Raw genomic sequence first — 17,698 nt, 5'->3', positions numbered from 1 at the left:
CCTGCCCCATGAACTGGATCCTGGGCAACCTCCCGCTGATCGGCGAGCGCCTGTGGGCGCACGTCGCCACGTCCCTGCCGGCCATCCTGCTCGCCCTGCTGATCTCCGTCCCGCTGGGATGGCTCGCGCACCGGTACCGCCCGCTGAACGGCACGGTCCTCACCGGTGCCGGGCTGATGTACGCGATCCCCTCCCTGCCGCTGTTCATCGTGCTCCCCGTCCTGATCGGCACGGGCGTGCGGGACGTGGTGAACGTGGTGGTGGCCCTGACGCTCTACGGCGTCGCACTGCTGGTGCGCAGCGTGGCGGACGGCCTCGACTCCATCCCCGCGGAGGCCCGCAACGCCGCCCTGGCCCTGGGGTACCGGCCGGTGCGGCGGTTCCTGGCCGTGGACCTGCCCCTGGCCGGCCCGGTCATCCTCTCCGGGCTGCGCGTGGTGGCGGTCTCCACGGTCTCCCTGTGCACCGTGGGTGCCGTGCTGGGCATCCCCTCGCTGGGGCTGCTCTTCACGGACGGCTTCCAGCGCGGGATCCTGGCCCAGGTCCTCACGGGGATCCTGCTCACCGCCGCCCTGGCCCTGACCCTGGACCGGCTGCTCGTGCTGGCCGGCCGGCTGCTGATGCCCTGGACGCGCACCCCCGCCCCGCGGGCCCAGGAGGCGGCCGCATGAACCAGGTCTGGGAGGCCATCCGCTGGTGCCTCGACCCGTCGAACTGGCAGGGTGCCTCCGGCCTCGGGGCCCGCTCGCTCGAGCACCTCGGCTACACGGCCCTGGCCCTGCTCATCGCCGCGGCGATCGCCGTGCCGGTGGGCTGGTGGGTCGGGCACACCGGCCGGGGCCGCGGGCTGGCCGTCGCCGTGTCCGGCGCGGCCCGCGCGCTGCCGACCCTCGGCGTGGTGACCCTCATGGGCCTGCTGCTGGGCATCGGCCTCGCCGGCCCCATGACGGCCTTCGTGATCCTAGCCGTCCCCTCCATCCTGGCGGCTGCCTACGCGGGGTTCGAGGCCGTGGACCGCAGGGTCATCGACGCCGCGCAGGCCCAGGGCATGACCGGCCGGCAGGTGCTGTGGCGCATCGAGGTCCCGCTGGGGCTGCCGCTGCTGATCGGCGGGCTGCGCTCGGCCGCGCTGCAGGTCATCGCCACCGCCACGCTCGCCGCCTACGTGGGTGCCGGGGGGCTGGGACGGTTCCTCTTCCTGGGGCTGAAGACCCAGGACTACGCGATGATGCTCGGCGGGTCCCTGATCGTGGTGGCGCTGGCCATCGTGCTCGACCTCGCCTTCGCCGCCGCCGGCCGCGCCACCGTGCCCCGCGGGGTCCGGGTGGCGCGCCGGGTCCACGCCACGTAGGTTCTACCCATGACGCCCAGCCCTCGCCGCTCCCGCCCCGTCCGCCGGTCCCTGCTCGCCGTGGCAGCCCTCTCCGCCCTCGCCCTCACCGGCTGCGGAAGTTCGGATCCGCTCGGCGGCGGGGAGAGCAGTGCCACCACCGACGGCGGCGGCTCGGGCGAGGCGATCGTGATCGGCTCCCAGCAGTACTACTCCAACGAGATCATCGCCGAGCTCTACGCGCAGGCCCTCGAGGCGGAGGGGTACACCGTGGAGCGCGAGTACCAGATCGGCCAGCGCGAGGTGTACCTGCCGGAGCTCGAGTCCGGCGCGATCGACCTGCTGCCCGAGTACGGCGGCAACCTGCTGCAGTACTACGACGCGGAGGCCACGGCCACCACAGCCGAGGAGATCCAGGAGGCGCTGGGTGAGGTCCTGCCGGAGGGGCTGCGGGCCCTGCCCCACGCCGAGGCCACGGACCAGGACTCCTACAACGTCACGCGGGAGTTCGCCGAGGAGCATTCGCTGAGCTCGCTGGCGGACCTGCAGAACGTGGACCAGGAGCTCCAGGTGGCCGCCAACTCCGAGTTCGAGACCCGCCCCTACGGCCCGGAGGGACTCAGCGAGGTCTACGGCGTGGACGTCACCGTGGTGCCCGTGGAGGACTCCGGCGGGCCGCTGACCGTCAAGGCCCTCGTGGACGGCGACGTGCAGCTGGCGGACATCTACTCGGCGGACCCGTCCATCGAGACGGAGGACCTGGTCACCCTCGAGGACCCGGAGAACCTGATCCTGCCGCAGCATGTCACCCCGATCGCCTCGGAGGACGTGGACGAGGAGGCCGCCGCCGTGATCGATGAGGTCAACGCCCAACTGACCGCCGACGAGCTGATCGGGCTGAACCGCCAGTCGGTGCAGGACCAGGCTTCCAGCGCGGACCTCGCGAGCGCCTGGCTCACGGAGCAGGGGCTAGTCTGACCCGGTGAGCCAGACCGAGTCCCCCAGCACCTCTTCCGGACCCGATGCCGAACTGAGGAGGTACCGCTCCCTGCGGGACGCGCTGCTCTGGCTGGCCGGGATGCTGCTGCTCACCTACCTCGCCTCGGTGCTGACCCTGCCGTGGAAGGCCGTGAGCCTGCTGTTCGCCGCGGCGGGCCTCGTCTGGGGCGTGGTGGCCCTGGTGCGGACCGCCCACGTGAAGTCCCCCTGGCTCCTGCGCTTCGCCACGGCGGCGGCCATGGCCGGCTGCGCCGTGTTCGGCTTCGTGGCCTCGGCGCAGATCCTGTTCTGGGACGCCACCGAGCAGTTCGAGACGTGCACGTCCTCCGCCCTGACGGACCGTGCCCTCCAGGGCTGCACCGGCGCCTACACCGAGCAGCTCGGCGGCTTCCAGTGACGCCCGTGCCCTCCACCCTCCACCTGGGCGAGTCCGGTGAGCAGGCCCGGATCCTCCCGGACGAGCACGACGACGGCTGGGTGCTGGAGATCGGCGGTGCCATCCAGTCCCACGTCGACCTGGCCGACCCCACCCGGATCCGCTATGAGTACCTGCGCCGGATGGCCACCGTGCTCGACGCCTGCCGCCCGGCCGGCCAGCCGATCCGCGTCCTCCACCTGGGGGCCGGCGCGCTCACCCTCCCCCGGTACGTGCAGGCCCGCCGGCCCGGCTCCGCCCAGACGGTGGTGGACCTGGACCGGGAGCTACCCTCCTTCGTGCTCTCCGCCCTGCCGCTGCCCGAGGGCACGGACCTGACCGTGCTCATCGGGGACGCCCGCGAGGAACTGGAGAACCTGGCCGGCCAGCGCTTCGACGCCGTGGTCCTGGACATCTACACCGGGATGGACGCGGCCCGGCACCTGACGGGCCGGGACTTCTACGCCGAGCTGCTGCAGGCCCTCACCGGGGACGGCGTGCTGCTGGTGAACATCGGGGACGACGCCGGCCTCCACTTCCTCGGTCAGCAGGCCCGGGCGCTGGAGTCGGCCTGCGCCGCGGCCGGCCTGTCCGGCGCCTGGACCCTGGCGGACTCCACCCTGCTGGAGCAGGCACAGGCGGGCAACATCGTCCTGGCCGCCGGGGGCGCCCTGGCCGTCCCCGACCCCGAGGCCCTGCGCTCCACACTGCTGGCCGCTGGACCGCACCCCGCCGCCGTGCTGGACCCGGTCCAGACCGCTGCGCTGGCGGCCCGGCGCTGAATGAGCCTCTGCAGGTCCTGATCCTGGGTGGCAACCGCCAGCTCGGCCGGCACCTCGTGCAGGCCTTCAGGCGGGCCGACCACGCCGTCACCTGTCTGGCCCGGGGCACCCAGCCCGTGCCGGCCGGCGTCCGGTTCCTCCAGGCCGACCGTGACCGGGCCGACGCGCTCGGCGAGGCCGCGCGTCACCGGTGGGACGCCGTCGTCGATCTGGCGACCGCCCCCGGCCGCGTGCGCCGGGCCGTCACGGAGCTGGAGGCGGACCCCTGGCTCTACGTGTCCTCGATCAGCGCCTATCGGCGCGGCGATGTCCTCGAGCAGGATGAGTCCTCGCCCGTCCACGCCCCCCCTCGGCGCGGAGGCGCTGTCCGGCGTCGAGGACTACGGTCCGGCGAAGGTGGCCTGCGAGGACGTCCTGGTCCCCGACGATCCGGACTTCCCGGTGGCCATGATCGATGTGAAGGACCTGGCCGTGTGGATGGTGCGCTGCGCCGAACGGCGCCTGGCCGGGACGTTCAATGCCACCGGACCCACCGTGGCCCTGCGGGACACCCTGGAGGCCGCCCGGCGCGTCGCCGCACGCACGGCTGCCGGGGTCCCCGGGGGTCCCGCGAGAGCGGTCCCGCCCCAGCGGCTGCTCGACGAGGGGATCGGGCCGTGGATGGGGCCGGACAGCCTGCCGTGGTGGAGCCCCGTCCCTCGGATGCGGCACACGGCCACCGCCGGCACCCTGCGGGCGCGCGAGAACGGCCTGGTGTGCCGTCCGCTGGAGGCCACCCTGGCGGATGCCCTCGCCTTTGAGGAATCGCGCGGCGGCCCCGTGGGTGCGGGGTTGGGTGATGCGACCGAGCGCAGGATCCGCGCCTCGCTGGAGGGCTGAGCCCGGCGGTCACCGCCCGGGACGGGCCTCCCGGTCGTCATCCTGGTCGTCGACCTCATCGTCCTCATCGCCCTCGGTGGCCCCGCCGTCCTCAGCCGGCTGCTGCCAGGCCTCCGGCATCACGAGTTCGTAGCCCTCCCAGAGCGGGGAGACGAGGTAGCCGAACATGGCGCCGAGGCCCACGAGACCGCCGAGCATGACCGCGGCCAGCCAGGCCTCCGGCCCCAGCTCGACGAGCCGGCCGACGCCGAGCGAACCGTTCGAGAGCCACAACGGCAGGATGGCGAGCGCCGCCGTCGACGCCGCCACGAACACGCCCAGGGCGAGGGTGGACAGCGTCATCGAGGCCCAGCGGGCCGGGATCTTCAGGGACAGCCACTCGTCGAAGTGGTTCTCACCCTCGCGCAGCAGCCACCAGCCGGCGAGGAAGCCGGCCAGCACGGGCAGCAGCAGGAACACCCAGGACCATGCCGGTTCCAGCCCCACGGGCAGGGCCGTGAGCACCGGGATGGCGGGCTGGGGGCCCACGGCGGTCTGCAGCGGGGCCACCACGGAGCCGCTGCCGAGGCTGAACCCGGCCCCGGAGGTCCAGGCCAGGGTCCACATGGCCAGGTTCGGCATGACGCCGAGCTGGGCCACGGTGACGACGGCACCACCCCAGATCCCGGCGCCGATCTCCTGGTAGACCTGCGCCACGTCCGCCCAGTGCAGCCCGATCTGCACGGCCATCAACGCCGCGGCCAGGCCGAAGGAGGCCACCAGCCCCAGGAACCCGGCTCGTACCACGGACCACACATAGGACCCGGCCCACCTCGAGTGCTGGGAGAGCCGTTCGATCCGGTCGGCCAGGTCCATGCCGATCAGCCGGCCCCAGGAGCCGGCCTCGCGCCGGGCGCCGGCCAGCAGGGCGATGACCATGACGGCGGTCGGGAGCAGCGTGCCCCACAGCGGGTTGATGGCGACCATCCCGTTGGGCACCAGCAGCGAGGTCATCAGGCCCACCAGGGCGTAGGTCCCCGCCCCGCCCGCGAGCGGCTGCCAGATCTGGTCCCGATAGGAGGCCCGTGCCAGCCGCCGGCCGGCACGCCAGCCGAGGAACAGCGGCAGCAGCACCAGTCCCCCGGGCAGGAACCAGAAGGTGCCGGTCTGGGTGTCGGCCGAGGTGGTGGCCGACTCGATGGTCAGGTGCAGCGGCACCCCGTGGATGGCCAGCCAGACCTGCCCGCCCATCCGGGCGATGAAGTCGATCCCGGTGGCGGCGAACCCGCCCCCGGACCAGATGACCACGAGCGGGATCAGCACGAGCATCGCGGAGATCACCGCGGCGATGAGTACCTCGATCATCCCCTGCACCCACAGGGGCAAGGGCATGGGCTTCAGGGCACGGCTGTTTCGGGCGTTCATGTCACCGTCCATGGTGCCACCCGGCCGCCGGGCGTCCCGGGATCGGCGCGGCGAACCGAGAGTTCACCTGGCCGCCATGTGGCTGCTACCGCCTCGCGGGCCGCACGTCGGACGGGACCGGTAATTCTGGGACCGTGAGAGTAGCCGTGGTTGCTGAATCCTTCCTGCCGCACATGAACGGCGTGACCCACTCCATCCTCCAGGTGCTGCGTCACCTGCGGAGTCGCGGGGACGAGGTGGTGGTGATCGCCCCCTCCTCGTCGTGGATGGAGGACCAGGCCCCCGCCGAGGTGGAGGGCTTTCCCGTCCACCGCCTCCCCTCCATACCGTTGCAGGGCTACACCAACGTCCGCGTGGCCGCCGGGACCGTCAGCCGCGTGCGCCGGATCCTGGCCGGATTCGCGCCCGACGTCGTCCACATCGCCTCCCCGTTCGTCCTCGGCTGGCGTGCGGTGCAGGCCGCGAACGCCCTGGGCCTGCCCACCGTGTGCATCTACCAGACCGAGGTCCCCAACTACGCGGCCCGGTACGGGTTCCCCTGGCTGGAGGACGTCCTCTGGCAGCACGTGGAGCGCATCCACGACCTCGCCACCCTCACCGTGGCGCCCTCGACCTTCTGCATGGACCAGCTGCACGAGCGGGGCGTCCAGCGCGTGCACCTGTGGCGCCGCGGCGTGGACACCGCACGGTTCCACCCCTCCAAGCGGGATATGGCGGTGCGTGCGCAGCTGGCCCCGAACGGCGAGCGGCTCATCGGGTTCGTCGGCCGGCTGGCCTCCGAGAAGCAGGTGGAGGACCTCGCCGTGCTGAACGAGCTGCCCGGGACCCGGCTGGTGATCGTCGGCTCGGGGCCGTTGAAGGACTCCTTGCGCAGGAGACTGCCCGACGCCCACTTCGCCGGCTTCCAGGGCGGCGAGGACCTGGCCCGCCACGTGGCCAGCTTCGATCTGTTCGTGCATCCCGGGGAATCCGAGACCTTCTGCCAGACCATCCAGGAGGCCATGGCCTCGGGCGTGCCCGTGGTGGCCGTGGGCCGCGGCGGCCCGCTGGACCTCGTGGACGCCTCCCGCACCGGGTGGCTCTACGGCCCCGGGGACCTGGGCGAGCTGCGCGAGCGCGTCAAGGACCTGGTGTACGACGACATCAAGCGCCGCGCCTTCGCCGAGGCCGCCTTCCAGACGGTGCAGGGTCGGACCTGGCCGGTGCTGTGCGAACAGCTCGTCGGCTACTACGAGCGGGCCATCCGCGTGCGGCACCGCCAGAACAATGTGTACGTGCGCACCTACCTGGAGCAGAGCTACGGCTGGGACGGCTGGCTGCTGCCGCGCTGAGCCGCACCCGATTCGGCCTCCCATGGACCGGTCCGCTCAGGCGGCCTGGCCCGCCCCGGGACCCCACCTCCGTTCCGGCGGCGCGAACGGCCGCACGGGCATGGCGTAGACATGGCCGGTGGGCGTGCGGACCTCCAGCCCGTTCGGGCCGGGGCGGTGGTTCCAGCCGGGGTTCTCCTTCATGAAGTTGCAGCGGGCGCACAGACCCGAGGCGTTCTCCCAGGACGTCTGCCCACCGTCCCGGTGGGGCACGGCGTGGTCCGCGTGCCGGATCGGCGCATCACAGTAGGGCGTCCGGCACAGGTCATCCCGCAGCAGCACCATCCGTCTCAGCAGGGCCGGAAACGTCCGCTGTTGCGAGTCCATGGCCACCAGGCTCTTGGTCTCCGGCGCCGTGTACAGCCGCCGCAGGTAGACCTCGGCCTCCGTGCGGCCGAGGATCTGCCGGGCATGCTCGGCCGGAACCGGACCGTGCCCCGGCAGCCACGCGGGCGTGTCCTCCCCGTCCAACAGGGCGGCGTCCGTCATGACCAGCTGGATCTCCACCGTGGTGTCGGTGGCCCGCTCCTGCCCGGTGAGGCGCTCCACCACGGCATCCGCCATGATCTGGTGCGTGGTTCGGCCGGTGGCCTCCCCGGCAGCTGTCACGGAGGCCGCGTGCTCCATGAGGGCGCGCCGGCAGGCCACGGCCTGCTCCAGGGGCAGCAGTGCCGTCAGGTAGGCCATGCCGTTCCCGGCCGGCTTGACGGTGACGTGGCGGGAGGCGGGGGCACGGTCGAAATGGTCGGTGGCGGCCACGGGATCCTGACGGATCGCCTCCTGCCGCACCTCGCTGATCAGGCGCCGGTCCCCCAGGAACGGCATCCGCTCGGCCAGGGACTCGTCCACCCGCCGCCGGGCGGCCGGAGGGAGCCAGTGCGTCTCCCGCTCCAGGAGGGCGGCCCGGTCCTCGCTGATCTCCCCGGTGGTCAGCGCCGCCAGGGTGTGCGGCATGTCCTGCACCAGGTGGCGGGCCAACCGCAGCCGCGTCCGCCCGCGGTTCGGTGATTCACGCCGGGCCAGCCCGACCTCACCGCACACGCCCCGGCCGAAATCCCCCTTCGCCCGCCCGTGGGCCGCGTCCTGGATCTGGCGGTGCTCGTTGAGCACCACGGTCTCACGCGCCTGGGCCGCCGCGCAGGCGGCCTTCAGCTCCTCCAGCACGCGGATCCGGTCAACGGCCTCGGCCGGATCGTCCGCCGGCCGCATGGCCGCGAGCGCCTGGCGGATCCGCACGAGGTCGACGGCGTCCCCCGGCACGGGCGAGTGCGGTGGATCGGGCGGACCTGGTGGATCGGGCGGACCTGGCGGACCCGGTGGATCGGGCTCGTCGGGCGGGCTGGGCGGGTCAGGCGGGCTGGGCGGCTCCGGTACCCCTGGCGGGCGATCTTCGAACATGTCTTCGACTCTAGGTGCGCCTCCGGACACGATAACGCCCGCCGGCCGCCAGCACGCCGCGGCTGGGGGCAACATGGCGCCGCACGTCACCTGTGCAGTGACGGGCACCGTCCCTGCCCTACCCTCGGACCATGAGCTCCGACCTCAGCACCGACGTCACCACCGACCTCTCCACGCCCCGCACCCTCGCCGGCCGCACCGTACGCCCGGTGGGCCTCGGCTGCATGAACCTCAACCATGGGTACTCTGACTTCCCCTCGGAGGAGGACGCCGTCGCCCTCATCCACGCCGCGCTGGACGCCGGCGTGGACCACGTCGACACCGCCACCCTCTACGGCACGGGGCGCAACGAGGAGCTCGTGGGCCGCGCCCTCGGGACCCGCCGGAAGGACGTCCTCCTGGCCTCCAAGGGCGGGCTGACCGGCGCGTCCCGGGACTCGGCCGGCGGCATCGACGGCCGGCCGGAGACCCTGAGGCGCCAGGTCGAGGACTCCCTGCGACGCCTCGGCACGGAGTTCATCGACCTCTACTACCTGCACCGGCTCGACCCGCAGGTCCCCGTGGAGGACAGCGCCGGCGCCCTGGCGGAGCTGGTCCGGGCCGGGAAGATCGGCGCCTACGGCCTCTCCGAGGTCTCCGCCGCCACGCTGGAACGCGCCCACGCCGTGCACCCCGTGGCCGCCGTCCAGAACGAGTACTCCCTCTGGACGCGCAACCCCGAGTGGGGCCTGCTGCAGGCCTGCCGCCGCACCGGCACCGCCCTCGTGGCCTTCTCCCCCGTGGGCCGCGCCTTCCTCACCGGCACCCTGCGGAACCCGTCCGCGCTGCCGGAGGGGGACATGCGCCACCGCATGCCGCGCTTCTCGGCCGAGCACTACCCGGCCAACCTCGCGCTGCTGGAGCCGCTCCGGGCCGAGGCCGAACGCCTGGGCGCCACGCCGGCGTCGTTGTCCATCGCCTGGCTGCTCGCCCAGGGACCCGAAGTGCTGGCCATCCCGGGCACGACGTCGGCCGCCCACCTCGCGGAGGACCGCGCGGCCGAGCGGGTGGTCCTGACGGCGGAGGACGTGGCGCGGGTCGGGGCGATCATCAATCACGCCACGGTGCACGGGCACCGCTACGCGGAGCACCAGCGGCCATCGATCGACACGGAGGACGCCCCGGTGCGCCCCTGAGGCACCGTCACGCTTTCTTCCGTCCACCGACGTGCCGGTACAGTGGTCCCGGCCGCACCCTGACAGGGGATGCCCGCCCTGCGAGGGGACGCCACCGAGGAAAGCGAGGACGGACATGGAACAGGGTCTGGAGAACCTGCGGAACGAAGTGTTCCGCCGCAACCCCGGCGAAAGCGAATTCCACCAAGCCGTGACCGAGGTCTTCGAGGCCCTCGGCCCCGTGGTCAACCGCCACCCCGAGTACGTCGAATCGGGGATCCTGCGCCGGATGTGTGAACCCGAACGCCAGATCATCTTCCGCGTCCCGTGGGTGGACGACAACGGCTCCGTGCAGATCAACCGGGGCTTCCGCGTGGAGTTCAACTCCGCGCTCGGTCCCTACAAGGGCGGACTGCGGTTCCACCCCTCCGTCTACCTGGGCATCATCAAGTTCCTGGGCTTCGAGCAGATCTTCAAGAACGCCCTGACCGGCATGCCGATCGGCGGCGGCAAGGGCGGCTCGGACTTCAACCCGGCCGGCCGCTCGGACGCCGAGATCATGCGCTTCTGCCAGTCCTTCATGACCGAGCTGTACCGCCACATCGGCGAGTACACGGATGTGCCGGCCGGGGACATCGGCGTGGGCTCGCGGGAGATCGGCTACCTGTTCGGCCAGTACAAGCGCATCACCAACCGCTTCGAGTCCGGCGTCCTGACCGGCAAGGGCATGTCCTGGGGCGGCTCCCTGGTCCGCCCGGAGGCCACCGGCTACGGCGCCGTGATGTTCGCGGACCAGATGCTGCGCACCAAGGGCCAGTCCATGGACGGCCAGACCGTCGTGGTCTCCGGCTCCGGCAACGTGGCCCTCAACGCCATCGCCAAGTCCCAGCAGCTGGGGGCGACGGCCATCACCGCCTCGGACTCCTCCGGCTACGTGGTGGACGAGGACGGCATCGACCTGGACCTGCTCCGCGAGATCAAGGAGGTCCAGCGCGGCCGGATCTCGGAGTACGCGGAGCATCGCGGCGGAACGTCCCGCTTCGTGGCCGAGGGCTCCGTCTGGGACGTCCCCGGCACCGTGGCCCTGCCCTCCGCCACGCAGAACGAGCTGGATGACCGGGCGGCCAAGACCCTCATCGAGAACGGCCTGGTCGCCGTGGCCGAAGGCGCCAACATGCCTTCCACCCAGAAGGCCACCGAGCTGTTCATCCAGTCGGGCGTCCTCTTCGGCCCCGGCAAGGCCGCCAACGCCGGCGGTGTGGCCACCTCCGCCCTGGAGATGCAGCAGAACGCCTCCCGGGACACCTGGAGCTTCGAGCACACCCACGACAAGCTCGAGCAGATCATGACCGACCTGCACGACCGCTGCCTCGAGACGGCCGACCGCTACGGCGCCCCCGGCAACTACGTGGTGGGCGCCAACATCGCCGGCTTCGTCAAGGTCGCCGACGCCATGCTGGCCCAGGGCGTCATCTGAACCGGCTGAGCGAGTCCCTCTGGGCCTCGCTCAGCCGCACCGGGCGGCCCGTGGCCGAGTCCACGAAGACCATGGTGGTGGTGGCGGTGACGCATTCGGTTCCGTCCACCCCGTCCCGGACGGAATAGGCCACCTCGATCGAGGCGCCCTTGGCCTCGGCCACCCAGACCCAGACCTGAGCCGGGACGTTGCGGTACTCCAGTGGCCTGCGGTAGCGGACGCGGTGTTCGGCGATCAGCGTCCAGACGGTGTCCGGCACCCCGTCCAGCAGGGAGACGGGGGCGGGATCCCCGGCCGCTCCCGTCCCCGTGGGGACGCCGAAGGCCTGGATCCGGGCCTCCTCCAGGATCGAGACGACCCGCACGTTGTTCACATGCCCGTAGGCGTCCATGTCCCCCCAGCGCAGGGCGACGTCCACCCGGATACCGGGCCCGCCGCCGTCGGGCCGGGGCCCCACCGCCCCGGTCCCGGTCATGACGGAGTCACCACGGGCAGCTGGGAGGTCAGCGGCCAGGTCTGCGGGTTCGCCTCCGCACGGCCGGAATCCAGGATCCCGAGCCCCTCGAGCTGGCGGCCCAGGTCAGCACCGTCCGGACCGTAGCACCAGGGCACGCCCGGCGTGCTGTCCCGGGGATCCTCGGCACGGCCACCGGCCAGCACCGCCTGGGAGGGGGTGAGCTGACGGATGACGATGGCGCGCACCTTGTCCGGGTGGCGGCGGGCGAAGTCGGCGTAGATCTCGGGATCGTGCTGCCCGTCGTCGCCGATCAGCAGCCACCGCACCCCGGGGAAGTCCTGGGCGAGCCGCTCCAGCTGGGTGACCTTGTGCTCCAGGCCGGAGCGGAACCAGCGGTCCTCGGTGGGCCCCCAGCTGGTCAGCAGCAGCGGGCCGAAGGGGTAGAGGTTGCGGGAGAGGAAGCGGGAGAGGGTCTGGGCCACGTTCCACGCACCCGTGGAGAGGTAGATGACCGGGGAAGCGGGCTGCGTCTCCATCAGCCGGTGCAGCATCACGGACATCCCCGGGGTCGGGGTGCGGGCGTGCTCGTCCAGGACGAAGGAGTTCCAGGCGGCGAGGAACGGCCGCGGTAGGTAGGTCACCACCACGGTGTCATCGATGTCCGAGACCACGCCCGTGACCACATGGTCGTCCACGACGTACACGTCCGTGAAGGAGGGCTCGCTGCCGTTGGCCTGGAGGGTGACGCTCTGCCACCCCGGCTCCATGTCCGCCTCCACCACGGCGTCCACCACGCCTCCGCGGTCCGCCCGGACGGTGAACGTCTGGCCGCCGGCCGTGATCTCCACGAGGGCGTAGGGCACCGGAGCGGAGGTGAAGTTGTGCCAGCCGCGCACGCCGTCCTCCACCATCTTGGCCAGTCGCCGGCCGTTCTCGAAGGCCTCGTCCGGGGCCATCACCACCCGGGAGAGCACCCGGACCCAGCGGGTGGTGCCGTAGCCCGTGAAGGACATCACCGTGGGCATGTGGCCCCGACGGACGGCGGCCTTGCGCCGGAAGGCGTGCCACCGGTCCTGGAGCATGGTGGCCACGTGTTCGGTGATCAGGACGTCCCGCTCCTCGAGCAGGGGGGACGGCGGGGCGTCCTCAGCAGCGGCGTGCGGTGGGGAAGTCCTCTCAGCCATACGTCCAGTATTCACCACCACGCCGGTCCGCCCCGCATCGGTGACCATTAGGCTGGCGACATGTCCCTCCCCTCCCCCGGCGGACTGCGCCGCCTGGCCGTCTCCGCCGCCACCGCCTGCGCCCCCCGGCTCGTCGAGGCCTTCCGGGCCGCGCCGGAGATCTCCACCAAGCGCAACGCCCACGACCTGGTCACCGTGCACGACCGCGCCACGGAGGATGAGCTGGTGCGCCTGCTCGGCGAGGCGGTGCCCGGCAGCCGCTTCGTCGGCGAGGAGGGCGGTGCCCGCGGGGAACCCCACCGCCTGGAGTGGATCGTCGACCCGATCGACGGCACCGCCAACTTCGCCCACGGCTTCGCGATGTTCTCGATCTCGATCGCCGCCGCCGTGGACGGCGAGGTGGTGGCCGGCGTGGTGCTGGACCCGGTGAACGGCCTGGAATTCTCCGCCGACGACGCCGGGGCGTACCTCAACGGCGAGCGCTTCGGGGCCGGTGCCGCGGCCGGCGGTGCGGTCGGCGGTGCGGCCGGCGGTGCGGCCGGTGAGCCGGGCGCCGAGTCCGCCCTCAGCCTCGTGACCTCCTACCCCTCGGCCGAGGCCCTGGCCGTGGACGGGCCCGCGGCCCTGGAGCGATTCGGCCGGCTCGTGGACGCCTACGCCACCGTGCGCCGCACCGTGTCCGGGGCCCTGGAGCTGGCCTACACGGCGATCGGCTGGGCGGACGTGACCCTGGGCGTGGACACGAACCCGTGGGACGTGGGGGTCGGCCAGCTGCTCGTGACCCGGGCCGGCGGTCACTACCTCGGACTGTTCTATGACACCCTCGGCCCGGAGCGCCGCCCCGCGCACCTGGCACCGTGCTACGTGGCCGTGGCCCCGGGACGCACCGCGCCCACGGCGGTGCGCGTGCTGGAGGAGACCGTCACCGCCCGCCGGGCGGCCGGGTATACCCGCTAGCAGCACCGGGGGCGGTCCCGCCCCAGCCCTAGCCGGGACACGCCGGGCACGGGAGAATGGGAACCACCCACTGACCGGGCAGGACCGTCAGAGCACCGCACACACCGAAGGAGACCGGGCCATGATGTTCGAACACCCCGACGGCGAGGCCATCCTCGTGCTGGACGAGGGCCAGTGCTGGCAGCTGCTGGAGAACACCCGGCACGGACGGCTCGGCCTGCGGGTGAGCGACGAGCTGGACCTCGTCCCGGTGAACATCGTGGCCCGGGACCAGAAGATCTACTTCCGCTCGGCCCCCGGCAACAAGCTGGCCGAGCTGACCATCAACCCCAAGATCCTCGTGGAGGCGGACGGCATCCTCTCGGACCAGGCCTGGTCCGTGCTGGCCCGCGGCACGGCCCGCGTCCTGGAGACGGAGGAGGAGATCGAATTCGCCGAGTCACTGGGTATTGACCCCTGGGTCCCCACGTATAAGGATTTCTACATAGAGGTCAATGTCAGCCGGGTGACCGGACGGCATTTCATCTTCGGTGAGCATCCAGAGCGCTTCGACTAGCAGCCGGACGCACACTTCACCGCTTGACCCCCGGCAGCTGACGCTTCGCCGGGGGTCAAGTGCGTCCGGGCCCGTTCAGTCCAGGTGCGTCGGACTCCACATCCTCAGCAGGGTCCTGACCACGACGACGGCCGGCCCCTTCCGCTCCAGGGTGCGGCCCAGGGCGGGGCCCACCTCGTCCACCGCGACCTCCTCGGCGGGCACCCCGAAGGAGCGGGCCAGCGCCACGAAGTCGGGCCGGTGCAGCTCGGTGGCGGTGGCCTGGCCGAAGGCACCCTCCATGTACTCGCGCAGGATCCCGTAGCCGCCGTCGTCCACGATCAGCCAGGTCACGTCCGCCCCGTGCTGGACCGCCGCGGCCAGCTCGGCGATCGAGTACATGGCCGAGCCGTCCCCGGCCACGGCCAGCGTCCGCTCCCCCGCGCCGAGGGCCCCGCCGATCGCGGCCGGGAACGCGTAGCCCAGCCCGCCGGCCCCCTGGGCGGAATGGAACTGGCCGGACCGCGCGTCCCAGCAGTTCCACCCCCAGTAGGCGGCGATCGTCATGTCCCAGTAGGTCTGCATCCCGGCCGGGACCGCGGCCCGGAGATCGGCCATGAACCGGCGCTCGCGGCCCAGGTCCTGCTCGTCCAGCCGCGCGGCGACCCGGGCGTTGACCGCCGCCACCGCCTGGGCGGCGGTGCGCCCGTGCCAGGCCGGCGCCGCGGCCTGGGACTCCGGCAGGGCGTCGGGCAGGGCGTCGGTGAGGGCGTCGGCGAGCGCGGACAGGGCCTGGCCGGCGTCGGCTCGCACGCCCAGCGTGGGGAAGTTGGACTCGAGCACGCGGGGTTCGGCGTCCACCTGGATGAGCCGGCCGCGCGGGACCAGCGTGAAGTAGTTGGAGGTGACCTCGCCGAGCGAGGAGCCCACCACGAGCAACACCTCGGCGTCCTCGAGCAGGTCGGTGACGTGGCGGTCCTCCACCCAGGACCCGAGGGAGAGCGGGTGCTCCCAGGGGAAGGCGGTGTTGCCGCCGGGGGTGCACACCACGGGGGCGTCCAGCAGCTCGGCCACCCGGCGCAGGTGGTGCTGCGCGTCGTGCGTGGAGCGGCGCACCCCGCCGCCGGCCACGATCGCGGTCCGGTCGGAGGCGGCCAGCCAGCGCACGGACTCCTCCACCAGCTCCGCCCGCGGCGGGTGGTCGTAGGGCACGGCGAGGGCGTCCTGCACGCGCGGAACCAACACCTCGCCCAGCAGCACGTCCTGCGGGGCCTCCACCCATACCGGACCCTGGGGCACCGTGACGGACTCGGCCCAGGCGTCCTGGATGGCCGAGGGGATCCCGGAGGGGTGGTGCACGCTGAACTGCGCCTTGGTGACGTTCTGCGCGGAAGCTTTCTGGTCGTCGAGCTGGTGCAGCATGCCCTTGCGACGGGCACCAAGCCCGGACAGCGGGATCTGCGAGGCCACCACGAGCATCGGCACCGCGGTGGAATAGGCCTCCTGCAGCCCCGCCAGTGACGTCAGCGCGCCGGGGCCGGTGGAGAGGAACAGCACCCCGACCTCCCCGGTGGCCCGCGAGTAGCCGTCCGCGGCGAAGGCGGCGTTGTTCTCCACCCGGGAGGAGACGTAGCGCAGCCGGGAGCGGGACAGGGCGTCGAAGAGCCCGAGGGCGTGCTGGCCCGGGATGCCGAACACCGTGCTGGCCCCCAGGGCCGTCAGGGTCTCGATGACGAGGTCACCGCCGGTGCGTCCTGTCATGATTCCCCCAGCAGTCCGATCAGGTCGTAGGCCACGTGGGCGGCCGCGATCCCGGTGAGCTCGGCGTGGTCGTAGGCCGGGGCCACCTCCACGACGTCGGCCCCCACCAGGTTCGCCCCGCGCAGGCCCCGCAGGATCTCCAGCAGCTCACGGCTGGACATGCCGCCGGCCTCGGGGGTGCCGGTGCCGGGGGCGTGGGCCGGGTCCAGGACGTCGATGTCCACGGAGACGTACAGCGGGCGGTCCCCGATGCGCTCGGCGAGCCGCGCCGCCACGGCGTCGGCCCCCTGCCGGTAGACGTCCGCGGAGGTGACGATCCCGAACCCGAACCGGGCGTCGTCGTCGAGGTCCTTCCGGCCGTAGAGCGGGCCCCGGGTGCCCACGTGGCAGGCGGCCTCCGTGGCCAGCAGGCCCTCCTCCGCAGCCCGGCGGAACGGGGTGCCGTGCGTGTAGGCGGCACCGAAGTACGAATCCCACGTGTCCAGATGGGCATCGAAGTGCAGCAGCGCCACCGGTCCCCCGGCGCGCTCGGCGGCCGCCCGCAGCAGGGGCAGGGCGATGGTGTGGTCGCCGCCGATCGTCAGCAGCCGGGCCCCGTCCTCGGTCAGCTCCAGGGCGTCGACCTGGATGGAGGCGATGGCCTCGTCGAGGTCGAAGGGGTTGACGGCCAGATCCCCGGCGTCCGCCACCTGCACCTGGACGAACGGCGAGGTGTCCGTGGCCGGGTTGTAGGGGCGCAGCAGCCGGGAGGACTGGCGCACGTGCCCCGGGCCGAACCGGGCGCCCGGCCGGTAGGAGACCCCGGAGTCGAAGGGCACGCCGACCACCTTGACATCGGCCCGTTCCACCTCGTCCAGCCGCGGCAGCAGCGCGAAGGTCGCGGCGCCGCCGTAGCGGGGCACCAGGGCCGAGTCCATCGGCCCGAGGTTGCCGTTCTCGATGACGCGGGGCTTGTCCAGCATGTCAGGTCCTCTCTGCGGCGGTGGGGGGGGTCGTTTCATCTCACCGGGCGCGGTGCCCGGCCAGGATCCAGAGCACGACGGCGGCCTGGGCGCCCGGATTGCGCCAGGAGTGCGGTTCGGTGCCGGGGAACGTCACGGTGTCCCCGGAGCGCAGGTCCAGGTCCCCGTCCTGCATGACCAGGACGAACGGCCCCTCGATGACGTGGAGGGACTCCACGGAGCAGTCCATGGTGTAGAGGTCTGCCTCGCCGCTGCCGCCGGGGGCGACCACGGCCCGGATGATCCGCAGCTCCCGCTGGCCCGGCGGGGTGACCAGCTGCTCCGTGATGCCCTCCCCGCCGAGGCTCACCCGGGGGGCGTCCTCCAGCCGGACCAGGGCGGTCTCCGCCGAGTCGAGCACCTCGCCCGGGGGGACGCCCAGCACCTGGCAGAGCGCTACGAGGCTGGCGACCGAGGGGCTGGTCAGGTCGCGTTCCACGCGGGAGAGGAAGCCCTTGGTCAGCCCGGTGAACTCGGCGACCTGCTCCATGGTCAGGCGCCGTTGCTGCCGTAGGTCGCGCAGGCGCCGGCCGATGGCCGGCTGGGTGCCGAGCGGCTGGATGGGCAGGGACTTCACGCCCGTCTCACCCAGCAG

General features: G+C 72.6%; 18 protein-coding genes and 1 pseudogene. 12 read left to right on the top strand and 7 right to left on the bottom strand.

All coding sequences use genetic code 11. The annotated features are described in order from the left end of the window. The first annotated feature begins 8 nt into the window (after window positions 1-8). From RE421_RS06670 to RE421_RS06645, 7 genes and pseudogenes are all read left to right on the top strand, one after another. Window positions 9-671, top strand: coding sequence for an ABC transporter permease subunit (locus RE421_RS06670; RefSeq protein ID WP_309816228.1), 663 nt, complete (start codon window positions 9-11; stop codon window positions 669-671). After that, window positions 668-1,351, top strand: coding sequence for an ABC transporter permease subunit (locus RE421_RS06665; protein WP_309816225.1), 684 nt, complete (start codon window positions 668-670; stop codon window positions 1,349-1,351). The genes RE421_RS06670 and RE421_RS06665 overlap by 4 nt, the downstream gene beginning before the upstream one ends. 9 nt (window positions 1,352-1,360) lie before the next feature. Then, the gene (locus RE421_RS06660) at window positions 1,361-2,308 is read left to right on the top strand and encodes an ABC transporter substrate-binding protein (protein WP_309816222.1); all 948 of its coding nucleotides are present in this window, start codon (window positions 1,361-1,363) and stop codon (window positions 2,306-2,308) included. Window positions 2,309-2,312: 4 nt separating this feature from the next. After that, window positions 2,313-2,726 carry a hypothetical protein gene (locus tag RE421_RS06655; protein WP_309816220.1) on the top strand — a complete coding sequence of 138 codons (414 nt, stop codon included), beginning with the start codon at window positions 2,313-2,315 and terminating at the stop codon, window positions 2,724-2,726. 5 nt (window positions 2,727-2,731) lie between these two features. Next, entirely contained in the window at window positions 2,732-3,526 is a 795-nt protein-coding gene (locus RE421_RS06650; RefSeq protein ID WP_309816217.1) for a fused MFS/spermidine synthase, read from the top strand. Window positions 3,527-3,582: 56 nt separating this feature from the next. Continuing rightward, window positions 3,583-3,714: pseudogene (locus tag RE421_RS16805) on the top strand (oxidoreductase); the annotation flags it as partial. A 133-nt stretch (window positions 3,715-3,847) separates the two neighbouring features. Continuing rightward, window positions 3,848-4,405 (top strand): hypothetical protein, encoded by a 558-nt coding sequence (locus RE421_RS06645; protein ID WP_309816214.1) that lies wholly within the window; start codon window positions 3,848-3,850, stop codon window positions 4,403-4,405. A 9-nt stretch (window positions 4,406-4,414) separates the two neighbouring features. On the opposite strand, the gene RE421_RS06640 is transcribed toward RE421_RS06645, so the two are convergent. Continuing rightward, complete coding sequence (locus RE421_RS06640; protein ID WP_309816211.1) at window positions 4,415-5,809, bottom strand: DUF6350 family protein; 1,395 nt, start codon at window positions 5,807-5,809, stop codon at window positions 4,415-4,417. Between the two features lie 134 nt (window positions 5,810-5,943). Here RE421_RS06640 and RE421_RS06635 point away from each other — a divergent pair, with 134 nt between their 5' ends. Beyond that, complete coding sequence (locus RE421_RS06635) at window positions 5,944-7,140, top strand: glycosyltransferase family 1 protein (protein ID WP_309816208.1); 1,197 nt, start codon at window positions 5,944-5,946, stop codon at window positions 7,138-7,140. 36 nt (window positions 7,141-7,176) lie between these two features. Here RE421_RS06635 and RE421_RS06630 read toward each other — a convergent pair whose 3' ends face one another. After that, window positions 7,177-8,439 carry a DUF222 domain-containing protein gene (locus RE421_RS06630; RefSeq protein ID WP_309816204.1) on the bottom strand — a complete coding sequence of 421 codons (1,263 nt, stop codon included), beginning with the start codon at window positions 8,437-8,439 and terminating at the stop codon, window positions 7,177-7,179. Window positions 8,440-8,708: 269 nt separating this feature from the next. On the opposite strand from RE421_RS06630, the gene RE421_RS06625 reads away from it, so the two are divergent. Next, the gene (locus RE421_RS06625) at window positions 8,709-9,752 is read left to right on the top strand and encodes an aldo/keto reductase (RefSeq protein WP_309816201.1); all 1,044 of its coding nucleotides are present in this window, start codon (window positions 8,709-8,711) and stop codon (window positions 9,750-9,752) included. Between the two features lie 115 nt (window positions 9,753-9,867). After that, entirely contained in the window at window positions 9,868-11,208 is a 1,341-nt protein-coding gene (gene gdhA / locus RE421_RS06620; protein WP_309816198.1) for an NADP-specific glutamate dehydrogenase, read from the top strand. Here the strand turns inward: gdhA and RE421_RS06615 are convergent. Together RE421_RS06615 and RE421_RS06610 are read right to left on the bottom strand one after the other, a co-directional pair. Continuing rightward, complete coding sequence (locus RE421_RS06615; protein WP_309816194.1) at window positions 11,201-11,683, bottom strand: thioesterase family protein; 483 nt, start codon at window positions 11,681-11,683, stop codon at window positions 11,201-11,203. The genes gdhA and RE421_RS06615 overlap by 8 nt on opposite strands. Beyond that, window positions 11,680-12,849, bottom strand: coding sequence for an App1 family protein (locus RE421_RS06610; protein WP_396134606.1), 1,170 nt, complete (start codon window positions 12,847-12,849; stop codon window positions 11,680-11,682). The genes RE421_RS06615 and RE421_RS06610 overlap by 4 nt, the downstream gene beginning before the upstream one ends. Before the next feature lie 60 nt (window positions 12,850-12,909). On the opposite strand from RE421_RS06610, the gene RE421_RS06605 reads away from it, so the two are divergent. Then, complete coding sequence (locus tag RE421_RS06605) at window positions 12,910-13,806, top strand: inositol monophosphatase family protein (RefSeq protein WP_309816190.1); 897 nt, start codon at window positions 12,910-12,912, stop codon at window positions 13,804-13,806. 121 nt (window positions 13,807-13,927) lie between these two features. Beyond that, the gene (locus RE421_RS06600; RefSeq protein ID WP_309816187.1) at window positions 13,928-14,362 is read left to right on the top strand and encodes a pyridoxamine 5'-phosphate oxidase family protein; all 435 of its coding nucleotides are present in this window, start codon (window positions 13,928-13,930) and stop codon (window positions 14,360-14,362) included. 75 nt (window positions 14,363-14,437) lie between these two features. Here the strand turns inward: RE421_RS06600 and RE421_RS06595 are convergent, their stop codons facing one another. Genes RE421_RS06595 through RE421_RS06585 form a run of 3 tightly spaced genes read right to left on the bottom strand, consistent with a single transcriptional unit; the run spans window position 14,438 to window position 17,680 of the window. Continuing rightward, window positions 14,438-16,102, bottom strand: coding sequence for a thiamine pyrophosphate-binding protein (locus tag RE421_RS06595; RefSeq protein ID WP_309816185.1), 1,665 nt, complete (start codon window positions 16,100-16,102; stop codon window positions 14,438-14,440). Beyond that, window positions 16,099-17,064, bottom strand: coding sequence for an agmatinase (gene speB / locus RE421_RS06590; RefSeq protein WP_309816182.1), 966 nt, complete (start codon window positions 17,062-17,064; stop codon window positions 16,099-16,101). Before speB ends, RE421_RS06595 begins: the two co-directional genes overlap by 4 nt. Before the next feature lie 40 nt (window positions 17,065-17,104). Continuing rightward, on the bottom strand, window positions 17,105-17,680 hold the full coding sequence (locus tag RE421_RS06585; RefSeq protein WP_309816179.1) for an XRE family transcriptional regulator: 576 nt from the start codon (window positions 17,678-17,680) through the stop codon (window positions 17,105-17,107). Between the last annotated feature and the right edge of the window lie 18 nt (window positions 17,681-17,698).

Origin of the sequence: Citricoccus sp. I39-566 (assembly GCF_031432995.1) — a bacterium.
GTDB classification, from domain to species: Bacteria; Actinomycetota; Actinomycetes; order Actinomycetales; family Micrococcaceae; genus Citricoccus; species Citricoccus nitrophenolicus_A.
Note: the sequence above shows the minus strand (reverse complement) of the source record. Positions and strands in the feature narration are given on the sequence as shown.

Excerpts from the sequence above, each read along its gene's own strand:
- RE421_RS06670 (WP_309816228.1), top strand. The coding sequence starts at position 9 with ATGAACTGGATCCTGGGCAACCTCCCGCTGATCGGCGAGCGCCTGTGG.
- RE421_RS06645 (WP_309816214.1), top strand. The coding sequence starts at position 3,848 with ATGAGTCCTCGCCCGTCCACGCCCCCCCTCGGCGCGGAGGCGCTGTCC.
- gdhA (WP_309816198.1), top strand. The coding sequence starts at position 9,868 with ATGGAACAGGGTCTGGAGAACCTGCGGAACGAAGTGTTCCGCCGCAAC.
- RE421_RS06615 (WP_309816194.1), bottom strand. The coding sequence starts at position 11,683 with ATGACCGGGACCGGGGCGGTGGGGCCCCGGCCCGACGGCGGCGGGCCC.
- RE421_RS06625 (WP_309816201.1), top strand. The coding sequence starts at position 8,709 with ATGAGCTCCGACCTCAGCACCGACGTCACCACCGACCTCTCCACGCCC.
- RE421_RS06605 (WP_309816190.1), top strand. The coding sequence starts at position 12,910 with ATGTCCCTCCCCTCCCCCGGCGGACTGCGCCGCCTGGCCGTCTCCGCC.
- speB (WP_309816182.1), bottom strand. The coding sequence starts at position 17,064 with ATGCTGGACAAGCCCCGCGTCATCGAGAACGGCAACCTCGGGCCGATG.
- RE421_RS06610 (WP_396134606.1), bottom strand. The coding sequence starts at position 12,849 with ATGGCTGAGAGGACTTCCCCACCGCACGCCGCTGCTGAGGACGCCCCG.
- RE421_RS06600 (WP_309816187.1), top strand. The coding sequence starts at position 13,928 with ATGATGTTCGAACACCCCGACGGCGAGGCCATCCTCGTGCTGGACGAG.
- RE421_RS06595 (WP_309816185.1), bottom strand. The coding sequence starts at position 16,102 with ATGACAGGACGCACCGGCGGTGACCTCGTCATCGAGACCCTGACGGCC.
- RE421_RS06665 (WP_309816225.1), top strand. The coding sequence starts at position 668 with ATGAACCAGGTCTGGGAGGCCATCCGCTGGTGCCTCGACCCGTCGAAC.
- RE421_RS06660 (WP_309816222.1), top strand. The coding sequence starts at position 1,361 with ATGACGCCCAGCCCTCGCCGCTCCCGCCCCGTCCGCCGGTCCCTGCTC.
- RE421_RS06640 (WP_309816211.1), bottom strand. The coding sequence starts at position 5,809 with ATGAACGCCCGAAACAGCCGTGCCCTGAAGCCCATGCCCTTGCCCCTG.